General features: G+C 53.1%; 1 protein-coding gene. It reads right to left on the reverse strand.

The features are described from left to right. On the reverse strand, nucleotides 1-2,134 hold a 2,134-nt coding region (locus tag J3364_RS22500; protein WP_349560399.1), incomplete at both ends, for a non-ribosomal peptide synthetase.

The following is a 2,134-nucleotide window of genomic DNA, read 5'->3' on the forward strand; positions in this document are numbered from 1 at the left end:
AGGAACTCCAGGTTGCCATCCGGCATCCAGCGCGCCAGGTCTCCAGTCCTGTACAGGCGTTCACTGCTACTGGGATTGTTCGGGTCATGGAAGGGGTTGGTGATGAAGCGTTCGGCTGTTAGCTCCGCTTCATTCACATAACCTAACCCGACCCCCACGCCGCCAATGTACAAATCTCCCACAACTTGTGGGGGCACAGGCTCATACTCGTCATTAAGGATGTAAACTTGAGTGTTAGCTAAAGGATAGCCGTTCGGTAAATACTGCTTGTAGGGTTGAGCCCCCTCCGCTCTAAAGACTAACGAAGTACAGGCAGCTTCTGTTAGACCAAACACATTTACGATTGGAATCGCATATAACGATTGCCACACCTCATAGGCGGGCATTGGCACACGATCACTACCTAGTAGCAGAATGCGTAAACTTTCAGGGGGGGATAAGTCGTTAACACGCAAATAGTCTACCCAATACGCCCAATAATTGGACATAAGCTCACAAACACTGATCCGATGACGCTGTAATAATGCTTGTAACTGAGCCGCACCAAGAGGCCCTTCCTCATCTCGCAATACTACTGCCGCACCGTTAAACCACGCCGGCAACACTTCTTCGATAACTACATCAAAACCCAGTGCGGCAAACTGCAGCACACGATCTTCGGGAGTTAATTCCAGCTCGCGACCCATAGCATACATGGCATTTACTACACCCTGATGGCTATTTAGTGCACCTTTGGGCAAGCCTGTGGAGCCAGAAGTATAATATGCAAACGCGCGTGCTTGGGATGATATATCGACTTCAAGATTATCGCAGGGAATGCCATTAAAAACTTCGGCATCATCAATACATACCAGCCGCCCACCAAAACCAGAATCCAAATTATGAGTATATGACTTTATGGTTACGATCAAACTCAAATGAGCCTTATCTATAACATACCTCAACCGTTCTAGTGGGTGTTGAGTATCTAAGAATACGTAAGCTCCTCCCGCTTTTAAAACACCTAGCAAACTTACAAAAGCATGCAAGGAACGAGGCAGATAAACTCCTATCAACTCCCCTGCTTCTGCGTCTAAAAATTGTAAATGACGTGCTAGCTGATTGGCCCTCTCATTCAACTGCCGGTACGTCAGCTGTTGCTCACCAAACACCAGGGCGATCGCGTCCGGGCGACGCTCCGCCTGGGCTTCGAACAACTCATGGATACACCGGTCCTGCGGATAGGACACCGTCGTGTCGTTGAACCCGTACAGCAACTGCTCACGCTCGGCTTCAGGCAGGATGGAGACCCCGCCCAGTAAGCGCTCCGGCGCGTCCTGCAGGGCCTCGACCAGACCTTCCAGACCCTGTTGCACATAGTTCAACACACGTTCGGCGTCGATCGACCGGTCAATCTGGGCCGTAAGCTCAAAGCCCTCCTCCAGATCGTCTACCGACAAACTAAACGGGTAATTTGTGCGTTCTGTAGCTGCCACCACCTCAAGATTGCTAAAAACCTCTGCCGCTTTGTGCGAGGCACCGCCGGTGGTATCAGCCCCCTTGCCTGAGTGACGGTAATTGAGCGTTGCACTGAACAACGGCACACCCGCCGGTACAGCACTACAGCGCTGGACCGTTGCCAGAGGCATCTGCTCAAAAGGCAGCAGTCCGGTTAAGTGCTGCTGGGTCTGGTGTAAATATGCCTCTACGCTCAACCCGGCATTCACCGATAGGCGCAAAGGCAGCATGTTCAAAAACATCCCCAGAATCCGGTCAGAACCTACCGCACCTTGCAGCCGGCCCGACATCACGGTTCCAAACACCACCTCCTCGCGATCGCTGCAATGGGCCACCACTAACCCCCAGGCCATGTGGAACAGCGTCGCCGGACTGACACGCCAGCGACGAGCCAACTCGCGGATCGACTGGCTTAGCGGTCGATCCAACTCCCGGCGAGCCTCCTCAATTCCCCGACCGTCGCCGTACACATCCAGCAAATTGAAGGGCGCAGTGGGTTCGTCGATATCACCCAGCTGTTCACGGAAATACGCTTCACCAGCCTCACTCTGGCTCTGCGCCAGCGTATGGGCCACAAAATTACGGTACGGGACCGGCGCACTCAACGCCGCTTCCTGACCTTGCAGGTAAGCCTGGA

The organism is Marinobacter sp. NFXS9, assembly GCF_040148665.1.
Lineage (GTDB): Bacteria > Pseudomonadota > Gammaproteobacteria > Pseudomonadales > Oleiphilaceae > Marinobacter_A > Marinobacter_A mangrovi.